The sequence below is a fragment of the Thiomicrorhabdus sp. ZW0627 genome, assembly GCF_029767005.1.
Lineage (GTDB): Bacteria > Pseudomonadota > Gammaproteobacteria > Thiomicrospirales > Thiomicrospiraceae > Thiomicrorhabdus.
This window is the reverse complement of record NZ_JARUQR010000003.1, coordinates 1-24,830: the sequence shown is the minus strand read 5'-3', so window position 1 is coordinate 24,830 and position 24,830 is coordinate 1. Positions and strand designations below refer to the sequence as shown.

20 protein-coding genes are annotated in these 24,830 nt (G+C 49.6%); 12 read left to right on the top strand and 8 right to left on the bottom strand.

The features are described 5' to 3' along the window. Positions 1-1,089: an efflux RND transporter periplasmic adaptor subunit gene (locus QCB45_RS07605; protein ID WP_279420300.1), complete on the bottom strand. Its 1,089-nt coding sequence runs from the start codon at positions 1,087-1,089 to the stop codon at positions 1-3. 241 nt (positions 1,090-1,330) lie between these two features. Here QCB45_RS07605 and QCB45_RS07600 point away from each other — a divergent pair, with 241 nt between their 5' ends. Then, complete coding sequence (locus QCB45_RS07600; protein ID WP_279420299.1) at positions 1,331-2,047, top strand: YebC/PmpR family DNA-binding transcriptional regulator; 717 nt, start codon at positions 1,331-1,333, stop codon at positions 2,045-2,047. Between the two features lie 117 nt (positions 2,048-2,164). Here the strand turns inward: QCB45_RS07600 and QCB45_RS07595 are convergent, their stop codons facing one another. From QCB45_RS07595 to QCB45_RS07585, 3 genes are all read right to left on the bottom strand, one after another. Further along, positions 2,165-3,499, bottom strand: a complete 1,335-nt coding sequence (locus QCB45_RS07595; RefSeq protein WP_279420297.1) for a sodium:alanine symporter family protein — start codon at positions 3,497-3,499, stop codon at positions 2,165-2,167. A gap of 257 nt (positions 3,500-3,756) precedes the next feature. Further along, on the bottom strand, positions 3,757-4,656 hold the full coding sequence (locus QCB45_RS07590; RefSeq protein WP_279420295.1) for an alpha/beta hydrolase: 900 nt from the start codon (positions 4,654-4,656) through the stop codon (positions 3,757-3,759). A 143-nt stretch (positions 4,657-4,799) separates the two neighbouring features. After that, a complete protein-coding gene (locus QCB45_RS07585; RefSeq protein WP_279420294.1) occupies positions 4,800-5,459 on the bottom strand; it encodes a metalloregulator ArsR/SmtB family transcription factor in 660 nt (219 codons plus the stop codon). Between the two features lie 150 nt (positions 5,460-5,609). Between QCB45_RS07585 and QCB45_RS07580 the strand changes: the two genes are divergently transcribed. The 9 genes from QCB45_RS07580 to QCB45_RS07540 all read left to right on the top strand — a co-directional run bounded on the left by QCB45_RS07580 (position 5,610) and on the right by QCB45_RS07540 (position 17,803). After that, positions 5,610-6,851, top strand: a complete 1,242-nt coding sequence (locus QCB45_RS07580) for an MFS transporter (RefSeq protein ID WP_279420293.1) — start codon at positions 5,610-5,612, stop codon at positions 6,849-6,851. Between the two features lie 118 nt (positions 6,852-6,969). After that, positions 6,970-7,731, top strand: a complete 762-nt coding sequence (locus tag QCB45_RS07575) for a universal stress protein (RefSeq protein WP_279420292.1) — start codon at positions 6,970-6,972, stop codon at positions 7,729-7,731. 2 nt (positions 7,732-7,733) lie between these two features. Continuing rightward, positions 7,734-10,424, top strand: coding sequence for a cation-transporting P-type ATPase (locus tag QCB45_RS07570; RefSeq protein ID WP_279420289.1), 2,691 nt, complete (start codon positions 7,734-7,736; stop codon positions 10,422-10,424). Positions 10,425-10,527: 103 nt separating this feature from the next. Then, positions 10,528-11,508, top strand: coding sequence for a MoxR family ATPase (locus QCB45_RS07565; protein ID WP_279420288.1), 981 nt, complete (start codon positions 10,528-10,530; stop codon positions 11,506-11,508). A 34-nt stretch (positions 11,509-11,542) separates the two neighbouring features. Continuing rightward, on the top strand, positions 11,543-12,532 hold the full coding sequence (locus tag QCB45_RS07560; protein WP_279420287.1) for a DUF58 domain-containing protein: 990 nt from the start codon (positions 11,543-11,545) through the stop codon (positions 12,530-12,532). Continuing rightward, a complete protein-coding gene (locus QCB45_RS07555) occupies positions 12,525-13,025 on the top strand; it encodes a hypothetical protein (protein WP_279420286.1) in 501 nt (166 codons plus the stop codon). Before QCB45_RS07560 ends, QCB45_RS07555 begins: the two co-directional genes overlap by 8 nt. A 1-nt stretch (position 13,026) precedes the next feature. Continuing rightward, positions 13,027-14,184, top strand: coding sequence for a VWA domain-containing protein (locus tag QCB45_RS07550; protein ID WP_279420285.1), 1,158 nt, complete (start codon positions 13,027-13,029; stop codon positions 14,182-14,184). Then, positions 14,181-16,238, top strand: coding sequence for a VWA domain-containing protein (locus tag QCB45_RS07545; RefSeq protein ID WP_279420284.1), 2,058 nt, complete (start codon positions 14,181-14,183; stop codon positions 16,236-16,238). Before QCB45_RS07550 ends, QCB45_RS07545 begins: the two co-directional genes overlap by 4 nt. After that, the gene (locus QCB45_RS07540) at positions 16,232-17,803 is read left to right on the top strand and encodes a hypothetical protein (RefSeq protein ID WP_279420283.1); all 1,572 of its coding nucleotides are present in this window, start codon (positions 16,232-16,234) and stop codon (positions 17,801-17,803) included. Before QCB45_RS07545 ends, QCB45_RS07540 begins: the two co-directional genes overlap by 7 nt. A 44-nt stretch (positions 17,804-17,847) precedes the next feature. Here the strand turns inward: QCB45_RS07540 and QCB45_RS07535 are convergent, their stop codons facing one another. From QCB45_RS07535 to QCB45_RS07520, 4 genes are all read right to left on the bottom strand, one after another. Further along, on the bottom strand, positions 17,848-18,111 hold the full coding sequence (locus QCB45_RS07535; RefSeq protein WP_279420282.1) for a hypothetical protein: 264 nt from the start codon (positions 18,109-18,111) through the stop codon (positions 17,848-17,850). Between the two features lie 21 nt (positions 18,112-18,132). Beyond that, the gene (gene trxC, locus QCB45_RS07530; RefSeq protein WP_279420281.1) at positions 18,133-18,555 is read right to left on the bottom strand and encodes a thioredoxin TrxC; all 423 of its coding nucleotides are present in this window, start codon (positions 18,553-18,555) and stop codon (positions 18,133-18,135) included. A 73-nt stretch (positions 18,556-18,628) separates the two neighbouring features. Next, positions 18,629-19,084, bottom strand: coding sequence for a hypothetical protein (locus QCB45_RS07525; RefSeq protein WP_279420280.1), 456 nt, complete (start codon positions 19,082-19,084; stop codon positions 18,629-18,631). A 432-nt stretch (positions 19,085-19,516) separates the two neighbouring features. Continuing rightward, positions 19,517-19,864 (bottom strand): hypothetical protein, encoded by a 348-nt coding sequence (locus QCB45_RS07520; RefSeq protein ID WP_279420279.1) that lies wholly within the window; start codon positions 19,862-19,864, stop codon positions 19,517-19,519. A gap of 184 nt (positions 19,865-20,048) precedes the next feature. Between QCB45_RS07520 and QCB45_RS07515 the strand changes: the two genes are divergently transcribed. Continuing rightward, entirely contained in the window at positions 20,049-24,035 is a 3,987-nt protein-coding gene (locus QCB45_RS07515) for a retention module-containing protein (protein WP_279420278.1), read from the top strand. Positions 24,036-24,275: 240 nt separating this feature from the next. Continuing rightward, positions 24,276-24,830: retention module-containing protein (locus QCB45_RS07510; RefSeq protein WP_279420277.1), on the top strand; the 555-nt coding region annotated here is incomplete at its 3' end.

The following is a 24,830-nucleotide window of genomic DNA, read 5'->3' as shown; positions in this document are numbered from 1 at the left end:
TTATTGCCCTTGCTTCGTGGAAGTCGTGTCAGACTGTAACAGCTTCTCTTGGTCGGTGCCGTTTTGCATGGCTTTGATTTTGACCGGAACCTTAGTGTTGACGCGCATCACGCCTTGGCTGACGACCAGATCGTTTGCGTTCAATCCGGAAAGGATTTCCGTCAGGGCATCGCCGATCTCGCCGGTTTCAATCGCCACTTTTTCAGCTTTGTACAGCCCGTCTTTAGCAGGCTTGAGACGATAGGCGAATTCGTTGTCGCCAAGCATCAGAATCGCAGTATTGGGCGCCTGCAAAAGGGTTTTAGGTGGTAGGTCGATTTGAGCCTCCACCATCATATTGGTTTTGAGGAGGTTGTCCGGGTTATCGATCAGGGCGCGAACCTGTACCATGCGAACGTCCTGCTCCAGACGCGGTGAAATCGCGCTGATATGGCCTGTAAAGGTTTGGTCTGGAAAAGCCTGACTATTCAGGGTGAGGGCTTGTCCCGGTTTGAGGTAGCTCAGAAATTTCACCGGAATGTACAGGTCGATTTTCATTTCACTGGTGTCGTCCAGAGTAACGATCTGACTGCCCGGCGTGACCAGCGCGCCGACGGCATAATGGCTGAAACCGAGTTGTCCGGCAAAGGGGGCGTAGATACGGCGGTCGGCCACCTGCGCTTCGATCACTTTGCGCTTCGCCACGGCGGTTTGCCATTCGCGATATTTTTCATCGATCAGGGAACGGGTGACCGAGCCTCGGCCTTCCACATCTTTAACGCGTCGGTATTGACGTTTGGCTTCTTCCGCCAAAGCTTTGGCCTCTTCCAATAGAGCCAGCTCTTCATTGCTGTTGAGTTCCAGAAGCAACTGACTTTTGCGAACCGTCTGGCCCTCTTTGAAGTGGATGGCTTGGATGGTTTCGGTGACGTTTGCTGAAATGTCGATCGACTGTTTGGCCTGAAGGCTTCCGAGTGCTTTGATTACCTGCGGTTGAGAGGTCTGCATGACCTGGTAGGCGATGACTTCAACCGGCGGTTTGGCGTGGGCGGTGATTGAATGAGTCAGCGCAAAAAAGGGAATCATGAGCAGGGTTAAGGATTTCAGCATGTGTTCGACCGTTCTCTAAATGAAAATCAATTCGTTTAATTTTAAGTTCTAACCCCAGCTTTGCCTAGCGATTTCGTGTTTATAAATTGGCTTTGAATCCGGTAAGCGCTTGGTTTGAAAAATAAATTCCGACAGGCCTGTTCAGTTTGGTTTTTCGTTTAAAACCAGATTCCTACTCCACAAGAATGAGGGTTATGGTGTAAAATTCACGTTTTATTATTTTTCAACGGAGCAGTGCGAAATGGGTAGAGCCTATCAAAACCGCAAAGAGTCGATGGCTAAAACGTCTGATCAGAAGGCGAAAGTTTACAGTAAATACAGCCGTGAAATTTATGTGTGCGCCAAAAACGGCGGTGTTGAAACCGAAAGCAACTTGGCTTTGGCAGGTTTGATTGAACGCGCTAAAAAAGATCAGGTGCCTGCTCACGTTATCGATAAAGCGATTGAAAAAGCCAAAGGCGGCGGCGGCGAAGACTTTGCACTGGCACGTTATGAAGGTTACGGACCGGGTAACTCAATGGTCATCATAGACTGTCTGACCGATAACCCGAACCGTACTTTCGGTGACGTACGCCACTGCTTTACCAAGGCTAAATGCAAGATCGGTACGCAGGGAAGTGTGACTCATATGTTCGATCACAGCGCGATTTTCGTATTCCCGGGTGAAGATGAAGAAGCGGTATTGGAAGCGTTGATGATGGCGGACGTGGATGTGACCGATATCGAATGCGAAGACGGCAAAATCAGCATATTCGCTCCGAACACCGAGTACGCGAAAACCAGACAGGCTCTGACCGAAGCTTTCCCTGGGGTTGAGTTTGAAGTAGACGAAATTCAGTTCATCCCGCAAATGTTCAAACAGCTTGAAGGTGAAGATTTGGAAATGTTCGAGAAGTTCCTGGACAGCCTGGAAGACTTGGACGACGTTCAGAAAGTCTATTACGACGTTGAGCTGTAATCCAATCTGACACAGTTGGATTTCCCGACAGGCCTGTTCATTTTAAAAATGGTTCAGGCACAAAAAAGCCCGTTTTCACGGGCTTTTTTATTATCAGGCGTTAATTCGTTAAACGAATTATTTACCCTGACTCAGCTTGATGATGATCGGTGAAAGCACCAGCAGGGCGATCAGGTTTGGAATCGCCATTAGGGCGTTGAGTACGTCGGCCAGAATCAATACGGTGTTGAAGTAGTTGGACAACGCCGCTCCGGCAAACACCGCCACGACCCACAGCATGCGGTAAGGTGTGATGATTTTGGTGCCGGCCAGGTATTCGGCGCAACGTTCACCGTAATAACTCCAGCCGATCAAGGTGGTGAAGGCGAAGATTGCCAAACCGACGGCGACCACGACCGAACCGAAATCGGAATCCAGTCCGGTGCTGAACGCTAGAGCGGTCAACGGCGATCCGGTTTCGCCGCTCTGCCAGACGCCGGTGACCATGATCACCAAGGCGGTCATGGTACACAGGATGATGGTGTCGATGAAGGTTCCCAACATGGCGATGTGACCTTGATGGATCGGGTCGTTGGTCTTGGCGGCCGCGTGGGCGATTGGAGCGGTTCCCAAACCGGCTTCGTTCGAGAATACACCGCGTGCTACACCGAATTGAATCGCCAGAATGATGGTTGCGCCCGCGAAACCACCCGCAGCGGCACTGCCGGTAAAGGCGCTTTCTACGATGGTCGCTAACGCGCTAGGCAGTTGATCGACATGGGTTCCGAGAATAAACAGTGAAAAGGCGATATAGAGTACCGCCATCAAAGGAACCAGTGCGGTGGCGGTTTTGGCGATGCGCTGGATGCCGCCGAACAGCACCAGGCCGACAAGGATCATCAGCACGATGCCGGTGTATTGGTTATTGAAGCCGAAGGCGGTTTCCATGGCTCCGGCGACAGCGTTGGCTTGCACCATGTTGCCGATACCGAAGGCGGCGATAGTGCCGAACAGTGCGAATGCAAATGCCAGCGGTTTCCATTTTTCGCCCATGCCGTTTTTGATGTAATACATCGGTCCGCCGACGTGTCGGCCTTCGTCATCCACTTCGCGGTATTTGACCGCCAGAACGGCTTCACTGTATTTGGTTGCCATTCCGACCAAAGCCGTAATCCACATCCAGAAAATCGCGCCCGGCCCACCGATGAAAATCGCTGCGGCCACGCCGGCGATGTTCCCGGTTCCGACGGTGGCGGCCATGGCGGTCATCAAGGCGCTGAACGGGCTTATGTCCCCTTCCTGCTTGGAGTGGCGCTCTTTCCATAAAAGGCTGAATGCGTAGAACAGATTGCGCAACGGCAGGAAACGAAGACGGATGGTGAGGTAGACCCCCGTACCCAATAACAGGACCAACATGGCCGGACCCCAAGCCCAGCTACTGGCGGTGGAGAGGATTTGATTGATGGATTCCATGAAAATTCCTTTTAAACTGGCTGTTTAGACTAAATTAACGATAAAGTTGCGTATTGTCTAGAAAAAGTCGGGTTTTGAGGGAAAAGGCTTTCAAATAAAGGCGTTAGGTATGAATATTTAGGCGAGAAAAAGGGAAGATAAAATCAACAGGCCTGTTCAGAATTATTTTGGGTCAGGTTTGGGCAATAAAAAAGCCCGTATTTACGGGCTTTTGTTTCGTACTTGCCGACTCGTGTCGGAAAATGCTTTAAAGTTGTTTATTCTTTGATGAATCCAACGGCCGTTTCCACCAGCTCTTCACTGAATAGATCCAGGAAGAAGTGGTCGGAGTCTTCAACAGTGTAAGTCTGGACCAGATCGTTATTGACCGATTCCATTTCTGTAGGCAGGTTAGGCACGACGGTATCGGCTGATCCCATGATGACCAGAGTTGGTTTGACTGCTTTTTTCAACAAAGAAGGGGTGTCCATGCGTGGTTCGTCTTGGTAGTAGCTCACGAAAGCCGCTGCCGACGCAGAGGTATGCTTACAGTAGATGAAGTTGATGTCTTCAAGCATGGTGTCGCCTTTGCCTTCTTTGACCAGTTTTTCCGCTTTTTTCAGAATCGGCTCCAGAGGCGTATCGTATTTCTTGGCGTAATCTTTGTACTCGGCTTCTTTCGTCCAGGTCTGTGGTGCGATCAGGATGACTTTCTTGATGATCGGATCATCATGTTCTACGCTGAACCAAGCGGTCTGGTTCCCACCGCGCGAGTGTCCCATCAAAGTGACGGATTTGGCGCCTTTCGATTTCAGCCAATCCAGCCAGAAACCGATTTCACCCAGCGCGTCTTCGTGTTTGTGGGTTTGAGGAATCGCACAGTCGACTTCGCCATGACGGTCGTTGACGTTCAGACTTAGGTTTGGCGCTAAAGAGCTGATGCCTTGTTCAGCCAGCAATTTTTGGATGCTGCGGTAGGTTTCACGGCCGTTATGAGTCGTGGTTCCGTGGGTTAGCAGTACTACGTCGCCGTCTGCTAATGTCTTACCTTCTGCCATGACCAGATTGGCGTTAACGGTCAGGTTTTTGTAGGTTTCCTTTACTTCTTTCGCCGAGGCGCTGAATGCGGTGGCGGTCAGAAGCCAGAATAGGGCGAACATCGAGAATTTTGTTTTCATTTTATCTTTCCTCAATTTGGATATAGGTGACTGTTAACCGAGTCGAACCGCTATATTAGCAGAGCCAAATCAATTTCATTAACAGTATTTTTAGCTCTGCTTATAAAGGAGGTTGATGGGGGTTCGATTCGGTTCGTTTAATCTTAGTTTTCAGAGGTAACGGGTCGTCCCGAGGCTTTCCATTCAGGGAATCCGTCAACCAGTCGGCGGGCGTGGATGCCTTTTTTCTGCAAGGCTTCCACGGCGTCAAAAGAGTACAGGCAGTAAGGCCCTCGGCAGTAGGCGACAATGGTCTTGCTGTCGTCGAGTTCGACCAGGCGTTTGCTTAAATCTTCGGGCGGGATATTGATGGCGCTTGGAATGTGCCCTTGCTGATACTCTTTTTCAGGGCGTACGTCGAGCACGATGATTTCGCCGTTTCGGCTCATTTCCATGAGTTCGTCGGCACTGACGGGATCAAGCTGGTCTTTTTTTGTCAGGTAGCTGTCTACTAGATTTTCCACCTGGGCCAGATGGGTCTCGGCTGTGTTTCTTAAGCTGGCGACCAAGGTGACGACGTCATCTCCGGCTAATAGATATAGGCGCTTGTTTCCGTCTTTGCGAACCTCGACCAACGCATTCTGTTTCAGTATCTGTAGATGACGGGAAGTATTGGCGACACTCAAGCCGCTTAGGTTGCTTAGTTCCTCCACACTGCGCTCCGCTTGCGCCAGATAATCCAGCAATTCCAATCTTTGTGGTGAGGCGATCGCTTGCGCGATTTGCGCAAGTTGTTCAAACAACTGTTTCTTAACCGAAGACATAACGACAAAAACCTGTATAAATGAAAGTAGTTCAACTATTCAATTAATTGATTGAATAGATTTGTTCAGTTCTTTAGAATGCACCTTTTAAAGAGCGGGCATTCCCGTTGCGTTTATTTAAGCATGAATAACATACAAAAAGAGTCGAAAATGACAACCAGTGCCAAGCTGCAACATGGAATCCTCGTCAATCAAAGTCAGTTTCTTATGCAATTGCTGCAGGTCTTTCTGGTCGGCCTGACTATTGGTATGACCCGGACGGTAATACCGGGGTTGGCGGAAACCGAATTCGGATTGGCAGGGGAGCAGTTTTTTCTGCTGACTTCGTTTGTGATCGTGTTTGGCGTGGTCAAGGCGGTGATGAATTTGCTGGCCGGAAAGTTTTCTGAAGTCTATGGGCGAAAGTTTGTATTGATTTCAGGATGGCTGGTTGCGCTTCCGATTCCTTTCATGCTTTTGTATGCGCCGAATTGGAACTGGGTGATCGCGGCGACGTTTCTGCTGGGCATAAATCAGGGATTGGCCTGGTCGATGGCATTGAATAGCAAGTTGGATCTGGCTCGGCCTACACAAAAGGGTCTGGTCAACGGACTTAACGAGTTCTCAGGCTATGCTGCCGTGGGGATTGCCGGGGTGGTTACGGCTTATTTCGTGAATCTTTACGGCGCACGAGAAGGCCTTTTCGTATTCAGTAGCTTCGTCATCCTTGCAGGCTGGTTGTCGGCGATGTTTCTCGTCAAGGATACGATGAGATGGGCAGATTTGCATCAACAGGACGCGGAACCGTCTGAGCATCAATCGCTTGGGCAGTTGTTCAAGACGGCCAGTTGGCAGGATCGAAATTTGTTGGCGTTGAACCAGGCAGGCCTGGTGGAAAAGTTTACCGATGCGCTAGTCTGGATTTTTCTTCCGGTTTATTTCCTTTCTCAGAATCTGACTTTGGTTGAAGGCAGCGTCATCATTATGGTCTATGCCGTTGTTTGGGGATCCTCTCAATTGGTGACCGGCCCTTTATCAGACAAGATCGGAAGAAAGGGTCTGATTGTTTGGGGAATGTGGCTGTGCGGTCTGGGCGTGTTGGCGATTCCGTTGACGCAAGGCAGTCTGGTTTGGACTTTGGAGGCGGCGATCATCGGGATCGGTATGGCGATGTTATATCCTAATTTGGGCGCGTCGGTAGCGGATTTCAGTGTGGTTAGACACCGTGCGAGTTTGATCGGAATTTATCGTTTCTGGCGTGATATGGGCTATGCGGTCGGTGCTTTATTGATGGGGGTGCTGGCGCAATGGTCGGGAAACATGCAGGTTGCGTTCTGGCTGGTGGGGATTGCGATGTTGCTATCCGGTTTGTGGGTGCATTGGGTCATACCGAAAAAACGAAAGGTGTCTTAGGCGTATAGAAAAGGCGGTTGCGAAGGGATTTTCATTCGTCATGGTTATGTCACTGTTGATGTTGAAATTTTTGCAGTAAGATAAACCTTCTAACCTTATTTCTGAAAGGGTGAAGTTTATGCGCGTCGTCTCTTTAGTGAATGGTTCCCTGCTTTCCGAAGCAGCCAGTTTGTATGCCATCGATTACGCCCGCTCGGTGAAGTTGCCCTTGACGTTATTGTTTATCGACAACGGTGAGGAGTCGGTGGAAAAGTTGCATTTGTCGGTCGCTTCCTTAAAGGAGTTGGCGGATGCGGTAGATGTGACGGTCGAAACCGTGATCCTGCAAGGCGACATGCTGACGCAGTTGAAACATTTCGTACAGCTGTATGCGATCGATACTCTGTTTTGCGCAACGCGGAAGCTCTCCAAAAGCCACTCTTTCAGTGAGAAGATCGTGGGGGCGGGATTGGAAACGGCGCTTGCGGTGGTGAAAGTGAAGAATGTCCCTCAGGTTCGTTCTTATCACCGGGTGATGTTGGCGGCCGGCAAGGCGATCAATCCTCATGCCTACCTTTTGTGGCTGGGATTGCTGAACGACGGCGATTCGCTCGGAAAACTTTATCTTCAGAATAGCCGTTCGGCCTTCAAGGCTTCGACCAAATCGGGATTGAAGTACGAAGCCGCTCCGTTTGTTCAGATCGCCAAGATGTTGAATCAGAACGTTGAAGTGGTTAACACCCTGCAACCGGTCGACCCGGAGGAGATGAACAATTATTTGATTGCTAACGATCTGGATTTGGCAATCTACGACGCTAATGCCTATACGCAGAGGATGTTGAATCATTTGACCGATGAATCGTCGATCAACAGCATCATCTTCTACCCCTGGAAGGCATAGTCGTGTTGTTCCAACAGACGCCCGAAGCGGTATTAAAATCACTGAAAACCAGTGAGACCGGGCTGTCACATGCGGAAGTGATGCGGCGTTTGGAAGCCTTTGGGCCGAACCGGATCAAACAGAAGGCTAAGAAGGATTACCGGATCGAGTATCTGAAGGAATACATTTCCTTCTTCCCGATTCTGTTGGAAGTTGCGGCGGTACTGGCGCTGATCGCAGATCATTTTCAGCCCGGTGAAGGCAACGATATTTTGGCCTATGCAATATTCTGTGCGGTTTTCTTGAACGCTACCTTTACCTTCTGGCAAAAGTTCAAGGCCGACAAAGCGATGGAAGCTTTGCTGAAACTGGTGAAGTCCGAAGCCAAGGTTATCCGTGAAGGTCAGGTGCATACGGTGGACGCCAGCGAGATCGTTCCCGGAGACATACTGTTGCTGGAAGAAGGGGATAAGGTCGCTGCGGACGCGATTCTTCTCAGTGCCAACGATGTCTATTTGAACCTTTCGGTATTAAACGGTGAATCCACGCCGTCCGCACGCCGGATGGATTCCGGGGACGCCAAGCGTGAGCTGGATGCAAAAAACATGGTGTTCGCCGGCTCGTCGATTACCAACGGTAATGGTTATGCGGTGGTGGTGACCACGGGAGATGCGACCGAATTCGGTAAGATTGCCCGAATGACGGCGGAAGTGGTCACGATCCAGACACCGATCGAAAAAGAGATCCGTCATATGACCACGGTGCTGACCCTGTTGGCGCTGGCGGCGGGATTGGTGTTCTTTTTTCTCGGATGGTTTTCGGACCGAGGCCTGCTGATTTCAGCAATTTTTGCCTTGTCGCTGATAGTAGCGAACGTGCCGGAAGGTTTGTTGCCAACAATCACCTTATCGTTGTCGCTGGCCTCTCAGCGCATGGCGAAACGCCAGGCACTGATCAAGAATTTGAATTCGGTTCAGACATTGGGGTCGGCAACGGTGATCTGTACCGATAAGACCGGAACCCTGACCCAGAATGAGATCACCGCCAAGCTGATTCACTTGGCCGACGGCAGTGAAATCGGAATCACTGGTAGCGGTTATTTCGGTTCTGGCGAATGCCGTTTCGAAAGACGCGCCTCGGAGCAAAGCACTCAACGGTTGCAGCAGTTTTTGACGGTGGCGGCGGTGAACACCCACGCTTCGGTCGATCCGGTTGAAAGAAAGGTGACTGGGGATCCGACCGAAGCGGCTTTGCTTGTGGCCGCGCGAAAAGTTGCAGAGATTACCGATCTTGACGGGTTTGAAAAGGTCAAGGAATACGCCTTTTCCACCGAGCGCAAGATGATGTCGACCCTGGTGAAGCAGGGGGATGAATCCCTCCTATTCGTCAAGGGGGCGTTAGAAAGTGTGTTGCCCTTGTGTTCCCAGATACAGGCCGAATCCATTGAAACGCTGACCGATGAACGTAGGGAGGACATCGAAAACCGGAACAGGATGCTGGCGGAAAAGGCGTACCGGGTTCTGGCGGTAGCGGTGAAATCGGGTGACGGCGAAGAAGATCTGACTTTTCTGGGTTTGGTCGGCATGATCGATCCGCCGAGAAAAGATATTAAGCAGGCGATTTCCGAATGTTATTCGGCGCACATCAAGGTGACGATGATCACCGGGGACAATCCGGTGACCGCCAAGGCGATTGCTGAAAACATCGGTTTGCGGGTGGATGAAGCGATCACCGGGCAGGAACTGGACAGTCTGTCGAATACGGCTTTGAAAACTAAGCTGAAGCATAAACACCTGTTGTTTGCACGGATGGCGTCAGCTCAGAAACTGCGCATCGCCAGACTGTTGCAGGCCAATGGTGAAGTGGTGGCGATGACCGGAGATGGTGTTAACGACTCTCCGGCGTTGAAGCAGGCGGATATCGGGATTGCGATGGGGTCGGGAACCGATGTGGCCAAAGAGGCGGCCGACATGATTCTGCTGGACGATAACTTTAAGTCGATCGTGGCGGCGGTTGAGGAAGGGCGTACGGTGTACTTCAACATCAAGAAGCTGACTACCTACATCCTCAGTTCGAACGTGCCGGAAATCGTGCCTTATGTATTGCAGTTTTTCTTGAAGATACCGATGCCGCTTTCGGTGATTCAGATTCTCTTGATTGATTTGGGTTCGGATCAGTTGCCGGGTCTGGGGTTGGGGTCGGAGAAGCCCGAAAAGCACATCATGCAACGACCGCCAATGAGCCGGAAGGAGAAGATTCTCGACTGGGAGGTTTTCAAACGCGGTTATTTCATGAACGGCGTGTTTGAAGGAATGGCGGCGATGTTCGCCTTTTTGGGATTCCTGTTCCTCAACGGTTGGAACTATGGTGATTTATCGATCGATCCGGAATTCCACCGTCAGGCGATGACAATGACCCTGTTGGGAGCGATTACTTGTCAGATGGCTAACGTTTTCACTTTGCGCTCTTGGGAGGGCGGAATTTGGCAGGTCACGACGATCAATAAGATGATTTGGTTCGGGGTGGCGGCGGAAGCGCTGTTCATTTTGGCGGTACTTTATGTGCCGGCGGTGCAGACGGTCTTCAATACCGCGACGGTGCCTCTTGAGAATTTGTGGCTACTGTTGCCTTTCCCGATTCTGCTGGTGTTGAATCATGAGTGGTACAAGGCACGGCAACGAGCTAAGTGGCGGAGTGGGGCAAAAGCCTTCTGACGCAATTTTTCCCCATTTAGGGCGAAAACAATTAAAAAGAAATATGCCATAATACGGCACTAAGAAAAATTACCTAATGATAGGGATTGCATAGGAATTGAATATGTCGACACAAACAGAATTTCACGCACTGAAACAACATTTGCAAAAGGTGATTGTCGGTCAGGAAGCCTTGTTGGATAAGATGATCATAGGCTTGTTGACGGGCGGGCATATTCTGTTGGAAGGACCTCCGGGGTTGGCGAAAACCACGGCCGTTAAGGCATTGTCAAAAGGCGTTCACGCTAGCTTTCAGCGTATCCAGTTCACACCGGATCTGATGCCGGGCGATGTAATGGGTTCCGAGGTTTTGGACGTTAACACCGGGCAGTTGAGTTTCGTCAAAGGACCGATTTTCAATGAAATCGTATTGGCTGACGAAATCAACCGCGCACCGCCGAAAGTACAGTCGGCTCTGTTGGAAGCGATGGCCGAGAAGCAGGTGACCGCCGGAGGACATACGCGCCCTTTGCCGGAGATGTTTTTGGTCATGGCGACCCAGAACCCGTTGGAACAGAGCGGTACCTATCCGTTGCCGGAAGCACAGCTTGACCGTTTTATGCTGCATGTCGTGTTGGACTATCCGGACGAAACCGAAGAGTTGGAAATCCTTCGACGTGACCGTGCTCATCACTTTGGTGAAGACCAGGAACAGCCGGGTGCCTTCCTTACTCCGGAAAACGTCTTACATGCACGTCGCGCCATTGCGGAACAATTTGTGTCCGAACCGGTCGAAAAGTATATGGTAGCGTTGATCAACGCCACTCGAAAACTGGGCGAATTGGATCCGGAATTGGCGGGCGTGTTGGATGTGGGGGCGTCGCCACGTGCATCGATCGCCTTGTTGCATGCCGCCAGTGCTTACGCCTGGCTACAGGATCGCGAATTCGTTACCCCGGACGATGTTATCAAGTTACTGCCGGATGTATTACGCCACCGTTTGATTGTGAGCTTCAGTGGGCGTGCCCAGCAGTGGACGGCGGATTCGATCATCGAGAAAATCATCGATTTGGTTCCAGTGCCTTTAACCGAAGCCGACGCTTGATCGCGGCGGATTGACGATTGGATTACGTGGAAACATGTCAGTAATACGTTTAGTCAAAGTGGGCTTACAGGGTCTGTTCAAGCAGTTGGAGTCGTCTGTCGACGCCGGCAAGCGGGTGCAGCAGCCGTTGCTGTCCGCCGACCAGATTCACGCCTTGGCGGAAGAGGTTTCGCATATGGCGGTTCGCCTGTCCAGAAACCCGCGTCAGAGCGAGGCATTACGGCAAGGTGAGCAAACCAGCCGTTTTATGGGTGCGGGTCTGGAGTATGAAGAGAGCCGTCCTTATCAGTTAGGCGATGAAATCCGTCGTATCAACTGGCGCCTGATGGCGCGTACCGGTCAGGCCTACACCAAACTGTTTCAGGAAGAGCGTCAGGAGAACTGGTTCATTCTGGTCGATCAGCGCCAAAGTATGCGTTTTGGCACCAAAACCCGTCTCAAGGCCGAGCAGGCTTTGCGTGCAGCCGGATATTATCTTTGGATGGCTCAGCAGTCGGGAATTCCGGTCGAGGGTGCCCGTCTCGCTGAAGACTTGCAGGCGACCCCGACTTTCGAAGGCCGTGGTACCTTCGAGCATTTAATGGAAATCTTTTCCCAGCCTTGCCCGCCTCAATCTCAGAAAAGGCAGGAACCAAATCTTAACGATGTTCTATTGGAAGTCACTCAGCGTATCCAGCCTGGTTCGCGGGTGATTATTATCAGTGATTTTCACGATGTGGATTCGAAAACCATGACCATTCTGACGGCATTGCAAGCACTTGCGAGAGTTAAAGCCGTGTTCATAGAAGACGTAGCGGAACGAGAGTTGCCAAGTAGGGAAGGGCTGCGTTTGCAGTCGGTTTCCACAGCAGAAGTGTTCAGTTTGCAGGGACGCCAGCAGGCCGAAGAATATCGGGTTTGGGCGGAAAGTTATTTTCAGACACTGGAAAATCGATTGAAACAATCCGGTACGGTGGTGACGACGTTGTTGGCACATGAACCTTTGAGCAAACTGGCAGAGCAGATGGAGGGCGTTAATGGCTGAATCAAGCGTGAATACGTCCGACACGATTGTTGACGGCCTGTCGTTGCAGGATATTGAGCTGCCGACGCCTCCGGGTGTAGATTGGGCGTTCTGGATTTCCGTGCTTGGCTGGAGTCTGCTGGCTTTGGCGCTGATTGTTGCGTTGCTGCTGTTGGGGCGACGCTTTTATGCGCCGGTTCAGCTGTCATTGCAGTTGCAGAAACTGCAAAAGACGACACTGATGGGCAGCGAATCAACTGTTGCTAAGGATCGGATTTGGCAGCTATATGGATGGTCCAGACGTTTGCAGGAGCGGGTGCCGCGATCTAAGGCCGAAGCTGACGAAATGACGGCGTTTATGGAACGCTTGAACCATTTGGGCTTTTCGCAACAGGATGTTTCACGTGAAACTTACCAGGAGCTTGTTCAGCAGGCGCAAACCCTGTTGCGAAACCGTTCGGTTTTGAAACTGAACAGGCCTGCTCAGTCCGAAATGCAGGAAGAGGGCCGTTAGCATGGAATCTTTGATCATTTCGTTGCTTGGTTCGCTTTATCTGGACGTCGATAATTTTGTCACACCGGTTTGGTTGTGGCTGATTTTGTTGTGGCCGCTATTGTGGTTGTTTCAACTCGTATCGTTGGGACCGATTCAGTCGGCGGAAGACGATTTGAAACAGTTGCAGGCGCAGCGCCAATTTGTTTTCAGGCACCCGTTGATCCATTTACAGAACCGTATCCGTCAGATCTCGCCAAAAGCGAAACCAGCGTTTTCGTGGTTGAAGCTGGCTCTACAACTGTTGCGCGGTTTGGTGATTGTCAGTCTGGCCGTGGCATTGGCCCAGCCCCAGAAAATGCAGCCTTCCGACCCTTTACCTCAAGAAAAGACGGTGCGTGATATTGTGTTCGTAATCGAAAGTTCGGCGTCCTTCCTGCTGCCGGATTATCAGGTAAACGGCCATTCGGATACCCGTATGAATGTGGTGAAGTCGGTGCTTGACCAGTTTATTGGCGGCTTGGCCGGAAACCGTTTCGGTTTGACCATCTATGCCCAGCAGGCCTATACGTTGATGCCGCTGAGTTCCGATCAAACTGCCGCAAGATTGAATCTTAAACGCTTGAAGCCTTATTTGGCCGGACGTACCGACGAGGCTTTGGGTGAAGCATTGGGTTTGGCGTTGAAGCAGACAGAAAAGGGCATGCAGAAAGGGGATGAAGATACTTTGAAGCGTGTTGTGGTGTTGATCAGTGATGGCCAAGCTCATCGGAGCCGGATCGACGTCGACGAAGCGATCAATTACGCTCAAATGATGAATGTGCCGATTTATACCGTCGGTGTGGGTGCGAGTGGCGAGGAAGCCGATCAGCGTGTTTATTCCGGACTGATCTATCAGCCGTTGGAATCGGAGTCATTGAAACGGATTGCCGCAGAAACCAACGGCCAGTATTATCAGATCGGCAGTGGTGACGATCTGCAGAAGGTGCTTCACACGATTGATCAGACCGAAGGCGTACCTTTTTTAGCGCCTCCGAGTCCGCCCCGCAAAATTCCTTTGTATCAATGGCCATTGCTTGTCGGTGTTGCCAGCCTGTTGGTTTATCTGCTGTTGAGTATCGTGTTCTCTCCTCAGATGACGAGACCGGTAACTGAAACGGCAACCGGGGGAGGTCGATGATGGAAACGATGTTGGCATTCTGGTCGGCGCTTTTCAGTGGCAGTCTGCAATGGCGGGAACCTTTATGGTTGTGGGCGCTATTGTTGCCGTTGCTTCTATGGTTGTTCAAACGGTGGTGGGTAAAAGCCCAAAAGCAAAGTTATGCGGACGCCCATCTTTGGCCGTGGGTGGAGGCGAAACCGACGGTTAAAAATACTGCGACGATGCAATCTGATCTGAACAGGCCTGTTGGCTTTAATTCGGTTATTAAGGGGTTGATTGGCGGTTATCGTAAGTTGAAAGGCCTGGTTTCCCCGAGCAGACTGCTAACTATTGGATGGTTGTGCCTGATTATTGCATTGGCGGGCCCTAGAAGCCTACAGCCAAGCCCCGATCAAACCAGCCGTGCCGGTGTGGATGTTTTGGTGATGATGGATCTTTCGCATTCTATGACTGCTGAGGATGTCTATCCTAACCGCTTCCTGCAAGCGAAATCGTTGGTGGAAACATTGGTCAGAAGCCTACAGCCCAACGACCGTGTGGCACTGATGGGTTTTGCCGGACAGCCGCATCTGGTCAGTCCGTTAAGTTTTGATCGCGATCTGTTCCAGCATTCGTTGAATCTGTTGGAGCCCGACATGTTGCCTACACGCGGTAGTTGGCTGGAGTTGGCGACAATTTTCGGCTTGAACCACCTTCAACAGACGGCCGGTGAGGCCAAAGTGATGGTGGTTCTGAGCAATGGCGCTCCGGCATTCTGGAAGCCGCAGACGTTACCGGAAGCGATACAGAACTTGCCGGCGGCACAGTCCGTCAAGAACGGTAAAACCGATATTAAGACCATTTGGGTGGGAATCGGTAAGCCGACACCGAGTAGTTTGCCGGATGAAACGAACAAGAGCGGTCGTTTGCATGTGAATGGCCTGTTGGTGCAGAGCCGTCTGGAAGAAGCGGTTTTGAAAAAATGGGCACAAACCCTGAACGGCGTCTATTTGCACGGTTCGTCTGATCAGGCGTTTATGTCCCGCTTGTTGGAAGAAGTGACCTTGCCGGCACAGAGCCGTAGTCTGCCAAGCAGTGAGCAGGTTTGGCAGGATTTTGCCCAGCCGTTTATGGTGTTGGGTGTGTTGGCATTATTGCTGGCGTTCTATCCTTTGACATTGGCGCGAGGCACAATCGAAAATGAAAATAAGGCCGTGGTGAAGAGTATCGTGCCTGTATTTATGGTCGGTTTGGCAGTTATCTTTTCAACGATTGCCTCAATTCCTCAAGCGCAGGCTGCGGAGTCGTCGCAAAAGAGCATCGAACAACGCGCTTATGAGGCGTTTCAGGCGCAACAGTATGAATTGGCAACTTCCCTTTATGATCGGATTACAAGTTACGATGGTTACTTTGGTGCCGGTGCGTCGGCCTATAAAGAGGGTGACCTGGAATCGGCGGTGATTTATTTCAGACAAGCGGCTTTGAGTGCGCCGGATGATGCGTCAAGAGCGAAAGCATTGTTTAATCTTGGCAACAGCTATTATCTTGCGAATCTGCTTCCGCAAACCATCGAAGCTTATCGTCAGGCGATCTTGTATCGTCCGGATTACACCAAGGCGCAGCAGAATTTGGCTTTGGCTCTACAGCGCAAGAAGTTCGAGGATGCGGGTAAAACCGGAGAGCCGGATGAAGGTGACGGCGGTGGCAAGGGCAGAGATTCCGAAGGAGCGTTTTACGGGGGACAGAAACCGAGTATGTCGTCCGAAAATGCCGGTTTCGGTGCTCAGGATATCGAGGGTTCCAGTGGAGAAGACAAGGTGATTTTGCCGCAGAGCGGTGAGATGACGGATTACCGTTTTGATGCCCAGTCGGGCACGGCGAAACTGAATGCCGACCAGCGTGCCCAGACGGCGACCGGGTCTGCGATCTTGGCGCAACAGCAGCGTTTGCAACGTGCTCAGGTTTTTGAAAATCAATTGCAGCAGATCGACGATGAGCAGGGGGTTTTGTTGAAACAGTTGTTTGAACGTGAAGAAGGTTTTCAGGCCGCTCAGGAAGAATCGCATCCAATTCCGGGGGTTCAGCCATGGTAGGTATCCGTTTGGTTTGGCTCAACACCTTGCGCAGTACTGTTCTCTTTTTCGTTGGTTTGATGATGGCTGCAACCACGGTTTCTGCCCAGCCTGAAAAACCTGAAGTGCGCATCTATCCGAGCAGTTTGATGCTGGGCGAAAGAGTGACCTTGTCTATGTCCGGCCCCACGGTTGAAAGGGATTTTCATAAATTGGACATGGCTGCGTTGAGGCAGGATTTTGCGATTTATGATATCAGTGGTGAATCCGGTTTGATTCGCTTGCGTTTGTATCCTTTGACCGCCGGAAAATTCAAAATCAAAGCCCAGAAATTGGGTGTGATTCACATCCCTGAAACCGAGATTGAGGTGAAGCCGAATCCTCACGTTATGGTTGAATGGAAGACTCCGCGAGAAAAGGCGTATCCGACTCAGCAGGTGAATTGGAGTGCGAAAGTGATGGTGGATAATCCTGCCAATCTGGTGAGTTTTGAGGCACGAAAAACGGACGGATGGCAATCTGAAGTGACGGATAAGCCTCTACGTGAAACGGTTGCAGGTGAAGAGAGTAAATCGGTGCTGCTGGCCTCGAATTATTATCTGGATTCTTCTCAGGGTGGATTTACGAGCGCTAAGAAAGACGGCTGGCAGATGTATTCACCGGCAGTAGTCGTAAAGAATACCAGTAATCGACGTTGGTTCTTCTTTGATCGACCCTTCAATCTTGAAGTGACACCGCTTCCAAGTTTTTTACCGATTACTCAGGCGGTAGGCAAGGTCGAGTTCAGTGCTTCAAATATCGGATATGGACAGCAAACCGGTGACCTGGCCTATTGGGTTTGGCATTTACGTGGTTTGGGAATGAATCAGCCTACTTTGAACAATGTCGCTTATCAATTGATTTCACAAATCGGCCACGATCCAAAGATTGAGTGGCTGACCGAAAGCCGACAAGGCTCACAGAAATTAACGGACAAGGGACTGGTCAGCGAAGTGACGGTTAGTGTGCCCTACCGGATTCTGGCTTCCGGACTGTTCAGCCTGCCGGAATTGCAGGTACGCTATTTCGACCCGAATGACCATAAGCTGCATACCAAGACGATTGAACCGCAATCCGGTTTGGCGGTGCCTACCTGGATCGTATGGGCGGTCCAGTGGTTGGGTCTTCTATTGCTACTACTGATCTTTTTCACTTTACTTTGGTTCGGCAAACAATTGAGGTTGAACTGGCGTCTGCGTCGAGCCTTCGGTAAGGCTGAAAACGCCCGCCAGGTTTGTGAAGCCATGTGGCAATGGCAATCTCAACAGGCCTGGTATCTAGGTCCTTCTAAGACTAGAGAAAGCATGAATACGGCAGTGCAGTCATTGGCTCAGTTTACGGATTGGTATCGTAATCGGTTTGGAGACAGTGAGGAGTTGAATTTACTGATCGGTAAGTTGAATGTTTGGCTTTATGACGGGGTTCATTCCCGTTCTGAAACTGAATGGGAGGACTTGCAGCAGTCGGTAACAAATTGGAGCAAGCAGCTGCCTTTATTTCCAAAGATATCCCTTAATCAGGTAACCGCCCTATTAAAAGCGGCTTAAAATCTTATTGTTCCAGCTGCAAACCGGTTGGTTAACCGGTTTGATTAGCTGCGCTGGTTGAAGGTTTCGTCAAACGGTTTGATGATTTTCTGGTATTTGCGCCAGGCCACCCAGAGGGACCAAATCAACGACCCGAAAATCACTGCGCTGCCCGCATAGGCCAGGCCTGTTGAAAACAGGTTGTGTCGGATAAAACTGGGCACCATTAACAGAACCCCGATGATCAAGCCAAGTAGAGTCGTTTTAAGTGCGACCTTCAGAATGCCGTTGACCAGCGTTTGTTTGTGTTCTTGTGATCCCAGTTCCATTTGAATTCCTTGAGGTTCGGTTTAGAGGTATTGTTCAAGCCAGCGACTGAAGTTGCCAAGATCCATCGCACCGGAAACGCGTGTAATTTCCTGACCACCTTTGAAGATTGCCAGTGTCGGAATCGAGCGGATGCCGAATTGGGCACCGATCTGTTGTTCCGCTTCCGTATTGATCTTCACGAAACGGGCTCTAGGCTCGAAATTGGCGGCTGCTTGACTGAAAGTAGGCGCAAAGCTTTTGCACGGGCCGCACCAGGGAGCCCAGAAATCGACAACCAGTGGCTGATCTGTTTTTTGGTAGGCGCGCATGAATTGTTGGCCGTTCATTTCGATCGGTTTATTCAAAAACAGTGGATTCTTACATTTTCCGCAAGTTGGTTGGCTGTTGAGTTTTTCATCCGCTACCCGGTTAAGGCCGCCGCAGCTAGGGCACATAATAATCATAGTCATTTCCTGTATTTGAATGAATTCTGAGCATTTGTATGGGGATTGGCCCAATTTTATTCAAGCTGGGAGTTCAATCCAGCCAACTTGGTTTAGGACTCTCTTCACCGCCGGCTTCGAAGCCTCGGTCTACGAAACCGTGAAGGGTCTCATCGTGCGCATGGATCAATTCGACCAGCTTGGGATCGTCACTTGTTAGGGTCGCTTCAACACCGTTTTCGACGTTACGGTATTCCATTTTGATCTGGTCCTTGTACTCAAACAGCGCTGCAAACAGTGGATCCCATGATCGGATTGCACGACCCATTCCGAAACGTTTTTCCATCCCTTCGACGTGTTGTTGTATGACTTTTCCCAGTTCTGCATTGGAAGCGGTTGTGGTACTGCGAATACCGTTTTCCAATTTGACGGTGTGGCGTTTAAGTTGGGTGTGTTTTTCCAGAAGTTCACTGAATAGAGCTTGATCCTGCTTATGCTGAGCATCGCTGCCATGGCCGTGTTTGTATGTGCGTTGTTTTTGTTCTGACATGCTGTCTCCAAGGGTAGTGAGTTCAGACCGGACAAAGTGAAGGTGGAATTATTCTAATACTTTTTTTAGACAAAAAAAAAGCACGGTATTGGCCGTACCGTGCTGAATGTCTGAGGAGCTATTCGGGTTATTTGACAATGAACAACCCGAATATGACTTAAAAGGGATTTAAGTCCAACTTGAATAAAACAATTTATTTAAGTTGAGATTAGTTTAACGTTGCGAAGCTTGGGAATCAATCGGTAATAATTGAAGAAATATTGAGGAATAATGAATTATTAATGGCGCAATAAAAAAAATTAATAATTAAGCGCTAAGCGTTATTGATGGGAAGGTTTTTACCCTGTGAAACCGGTGAGTTTTGGGATTTGAACAGGCCTGTTCAGTTTTTTCCTTTTAACCACTTATTTTATCCGGTTTCACAAATTCATTTTATGACTGGCTTGAAGGGGCTTCCATCGCTTCATCAGAGTCCGTTGAGCGATTGCTTTGGCTGTTCTGGCTGTTGGCATAGGTCAGGCCGGCATCCGTTTGCTTGGTTTCCATTGTTTCGTTCTCAGTCGACTCCGATTCCCTTACTGTTTGGGTTGCCGAAAGTTTTTGATCTTCCCGACTCATTTTAAGTGCTTGTTCCGAAAGCGTTACCGTTGTGTTTCCTGAGGCACTTGCACTCGCTTTTGTCTGATCGTTCATCTTCATGTTCTCCTGGGTAACCGAAGAACTGACTTGCGTTTGAGCGCTTAAAGATGTCGAGGATAAAACGGGATTTAACGTACTCATAATTAAATACCTTGGTTTCTTTTAAGGGAATTGGTTAGCTTTATTATAGTGCACTATCTTCTTGTTTTATAGAATTTTTTTATGTTGTACGTCGGGGTAATGGTATATGCGCTCAAAAAGAGTACTATAACTGTAAGGGTATTCAATTTTCTGGGTACGTCTTTTGCAAGGAAGGAGAAGTATCATGTCTATTCAAGCAGGAAAAGTCGCCGCGGTAAGCGGAACGGTTCAAGCGATCAATCCACAGACAGGAGAGATCCGCATATTACTATTAGGAGATGAGGTTTTTGCGGATGAAGTGATTCAAACCTCATTGGATGGACAAGCCACGATTGATCTGAATAACGGAGAAGTGTTAACACTTGGCCGTGATACGGACATGGTTCTGGATGAAGACGTATTAGGTTCTTCCATCGCGCCGGCGGATGTCGCGGATGCCGAAGCGTTGCGAGAAGCGATTCTGGCAGGGAATGTTGACCTAGAAAACCTGGAAGAACCGGCAGCAGGTGATATTGCCGCGAGTTCAAGCGCCAATGCAGGGGGTGAGAACCTTGTAGAAAGATTGGGTTCAGTTGGAGAGGTAACCAGCGGATTTGATACCACAGGTATCAGTACTTCGACGGCCGATAGAACTTTTGTTGAAGGTGTTGCAGTCAATGAGCCACCGGTTGCCGCAGACGATATCGCAGCCTTGAACGAAGATGCCAGTCAGGTGATTGATGTGTTGGCCAACGATACGGATTTGGATGGCGATACTTTAACCGTTGTCGCTGTGACACAGCCGGAAAATGGTTCGGTTGTAATCAATCCGGATGGCACGGTGACCTACACTCCGTTCCAGGACTATAACGGTTCGGATAGCTTCACTTACACAATTGAAGACGGTAACGGCGGAACGGACACCGCCTTGGTTAGCGTCACCGTCAATCCTCAAAACGATCCTCCGGTTGCTGTCGATGACGTGGCTAGTTTGGACGAGGATTCAAGTAAAGTCATCGATGTACTTTCCAACGACACCGATTTGGATGGTGATACCTTGAGTGTTCAGAGTGTTACCCAGCCGGAAAATGGTTCGGTTGTGATCAATCCCGATGGCACGGTTACTTATACGCCTATCGCTAACTACAATGGTACCGACAGCTTCACCTATGTGGTGGAAGACGGTAATGGCGGTACCGATACGGCATTGGTAACTTTGACCATCAATCCGCAAAACGATGAACCGGTCGCAGTTGCCGATATCGCTACGTTGGACGAAGATTCCAGCCAGGTGATTGATGTGCTTGCCAACGATACGGATTTAGACGGCGATACTTTGAGCGTTCAAAGCGTCACTCAGCCTGAAAATGGTGTGGTTGTGATTAATCCGGACGGAACGGTGACCTATACACCGATTGCGGATTATAACGGTCATGACAGCTTCAGTTATACGATGGTGGACGGCAATGGTGGTACCGATACCACGACAGTGAGTGTAACTGTCGCGCCGATCGTCGATATTGCCGATGATAGTGTCGAAGTCGCTGAAGATACCACGACCATTATCAATGTACTTGATAACGATACTTTTGAAGGTACGCCGGTTATCACCTCAACAACCGATCCAACGCACGGTTCGATAACCATCAATCAAAACGGCACGATCACCTATGATCCAGATCCGAATTACAACGGAAGTGACAGCTTCACCTACACCGTGACTTCAGGCGGTGTAACCGAGACCGCGACGGTCAATATCGACGTCACGCCAGTGAACGATCCACCAACGATTGAATCAGAGATTGAAGATCAGGTATTGCCAGAAGACTTCGTCAGCTACCAGATCGACTTGAATGCGGCCTTCGCCGACATCGAGACGTCTGACAGCAACCTCAGCTACAGTGTTGTAGGCAACAGCAACATCGGCGTATCGATTGTGAACGGCATTGCCACGATCAGTCAGGCTGTGGCCGACTGGAATGGTAGTGAGACGTTGACCTTCACCGCGACGGACGAAGGTGGCTTGAGCGTCAGTCAAGACGTGAACTTCACTGTATCACCGGTGGTCGACATTGTCGGCGACAGCGTTGATGTGGTTGAAGACACCCCAACCATCATCAACATGTTGAACAACGACAGCTTTGAGAACGTGGCAGCGGAAGTGACTTCAACAACGGATGCTACACACGGTACTGTGGTACTGAACCCGAATGGTACGGTCACGTATACGCCTGATGCGGACTACTACGGAAGTGACAGCTTCACTTACACGGTTACCTCAGGTGGAGTAACGGAAACCGCGACGGTTAACATTGATGTTACCCCAGTGAACGATCCACCAACGATTGAGTCAGAGATTGCGGATCAGGTATTGCCGGAAGACTTCGTCAGCTACCAGATTGACCTGAATACGGCCTTCGCCGACATCGAGACGTCTGACAGCAACCTTACCTACAGTGTATCGGGCAACAGCAACATCGGTGTCTCGATTATTAACGGTATTGCCACCATCAGTCAGGCCGTGGCCGACTGGAATGGTAGTGAGGTGCTTACCTTCACCGCGACGGACGAAGGTGGCTTGAGCGTCAGCCAAGACGTGAACTTCACCGTGACACCAGTTGTGGATATTGTTGGTGACAGCGTTGAGGTGGACGAAGACACCCCAATAATCATTAACGTGTTGAATAACGACAGCTTTGAGAACGTGGCAGCGGAAGTGACTTCAACAACGGATGCTACGCACGGTACTGTGGTACTGAACCCGAATGGTACGGTCACGTATACGCCTGATGCGGACTACTACGGAAGTGACAGCTTCACTTACACGGTTACCTCAGGTGGAGTAACGGAAACCGCGACGGTCAATATCAATGTCACACCAGTGAATGATATCCCTGATGTGGAAAACGTTACGTTGCATACCGATAACCTGATAGATGACTGGATTGTGGCAGCGATGCCGGTGACATTGTCCGAAGAAGGTCCAAACACATTATCTTGGGATTTAACCAACGTTCCTGACCTGTATTCGGGTGGAGAATTGGTTTCAGTCTACGTGATTGACGGAATGGTTGTCGGTGAAATAGGTTCGGGAGAGGATATTACTCGTGTGTTTGAGCTGTCCGTAGACTTGAATGAAGGGACAGAAGACGCTCCTCAATTCGTATTCAAGCAGTTCCAGGATCTTATTGCTGGTGAAACGATTGAAAACATCGATTTTGGTAATGTCAGTGCAGGTAATACCTCTGTCGGAGGTAGTTATGGCTTTGCATTGCTTGATCTGGATGGCAATTTAGTTGCGACTGCCGAAGCAACCGGTATTGGTAGCAAGAATACTGTCAACACCAATAATAGCACCATGGGGGTTGGTAATACCTTTATCGATTCTGGAGAAACTTTAACTATCGATTTCTCACAAGATAGCGGTACCTTCACCGAAGGTACAGGTTCCAACGAAATCACCTATGACTTTGTGGCTTCCGGTGTGCAAGGCATGTTGGTTACCTTAAGTGCATTTGATACGGATGAAACGGCAACCTATAGTATTTATGGTAAAGATGCCGATGGCAATGATGTTCAGCTGGAAGGCTTGACTATCGATGGCAGTGACTCGGGTGCGGTTACATTCGAGATACTTTCTTCCGATATTCCGGATGCAGTTTATATCGATAAAGTTGTATTTGGTTCAAGCGAGGGTTCTTATCAATTAGACTTTGATGCCATTACCACGGTTTCAGTTGATGAAGATGTTTCCATGCCGATAGGTTATACCGTAGAGGATGTGGATGGAGATTACGACAGCGGAATCTTTACGGTCAATCTCTATGGCGGTGAAGACGGAACCAGTTTTGCTTATGTTGGTGACGATAACAGTCATGATGTCTTTGACATGGGAGAGCCTGGCAGTACGGCAACGATCGAGAACTACGACATTGCCAACGATACGCTGGAGGTTAGCGATGTAATTGAAGATACAGCGGAACAGGTAGCTGCGAACACCTTGAGTGAATATCTTGAATTTACAGCTGTTGACAGTGATAACGATGGTCAGGTGGATGATACCCAAATCCTAATTGATTCCAATGGTGAATCGGATGCTGGCGGAACCATTACGACCGTTTATATCCAAGATGAAACGTTGGATGAAACGGATATCGACGATATGAAAATCGATTATCAACAAGATTCTTAATCAAAATATCTTAGGTATAAAAGTTAAAAGGCGCTTGGTTAAGCGCCTTTTTTATTTATATAACCCCTTGTTTATATGAATTTTTACTTAGTTTTTAGGTTTTTTTTAAAAAAAATAACAATACTGTACGTAAGGACAATAGATATCCGTTTCCCACACTAATAATATGGGTTGCAATGTAATTAATTCACCCCATCGGGTGAGTTTTGATTATTTACCATATTTGATTGGAGAAATCGTATGTCAGTTGTTGCTGGGAAGGTTAGTGCTGTAACGGGAGTTGTTCAAGCCATCAATCCGAATACGGGTGAAATCCGTTTGCTTGCATCAGGAGATCAAATTTTTACCGGTGAAGTCATTTTAACTTCAGTTTCAGGTGGCATTACGATTGATTTAAATAATGGTGAACTGCTGACCTTAGGTCGCGATACTGAAATGTTGTTGGATGATGATGTTGTTGGAATGACGTCAGATGCATCAACTGAAAATTCAGTAGATGTTGCAGCACTTCAGCAGGCGATTCTAGACGGCAATGTTGATCTGGATAATTTGGAAGAAACGGCAGCCGGTGAAGCGGGTGCTGGTTCAAGTGCCAATGCCGGTGGTGAGAACCTTGTAGAACGATTAGGTGCAACAGGTGACGTTACCAGTGGTTTTGACAGCACAGGTATTAACCCGACTATCCCAGCGAGAGGTTTTGATCCACTAACGCCGTTGGCAGAAACTACGGTCACAGCAACCCCGCCCGTGAATGCACTGGTCTCGATCAGCGGAGACGCGACAGTAGTCGAAGGC